1 protein-coding gene is annotated in these 425 nt (G+C 38.1%); it reads right to left on the reverse strand.

The annotated features are described in order from the left end of the window. On the reverse strand, nucleotides 1-425 hold a 425-nt coding region (locus tag LI149_RS15090), incomplete at both ends, for a hypothetical protein (protein WP_227143617.1).

The raw sequence follows: 425 nt of genomic DNA on the forward strand, positions 1-425 counted from the left end.
ACCATCAGAAGATGAAGCTTTTCTTCGCCTTCTTCTTCATGAATAGCACTGAGGAGCATACCGCAAGAGTCAATGCCCATCATAGCTCTCGGTGGAAGATTTGTGATAGCGATAAGCGTCTTTCCAACCAGTTCTTCCGGCTCATAAAAGCTATGAATACCGCTTAAAATGGTTCTGTCTGTGCCTGTTCCGTCATCAAGAGTAAACTGTAACAGTTTCTTTGACTTCGGTACTGCAACACACTCTTTAACCTTTACTGCACGGAAATCTGACTTGCTGAATGTATCAAAATCAACAAATTTCTCAAATAAAGGCTCTACCTTTACCTTAGAAAAATCAATCTTTTCAGACTCAGTTTTTACATTTTTTTCAGGTGCTTCAGAAGCTGTATTATTTACATCATTTTTCTTATTTACACCATCTAA

Origin of the sequence: Dorea sp. 210702-DFI.3.17, from assembly GCF_020560825.1 — a bacterium.
Taxonomy (GTDB): Bacteria; Bacillota; Clostridia; order Lachnospirales; family Lachnospiraceae; genus Dorea; species Dorea formicigenerans.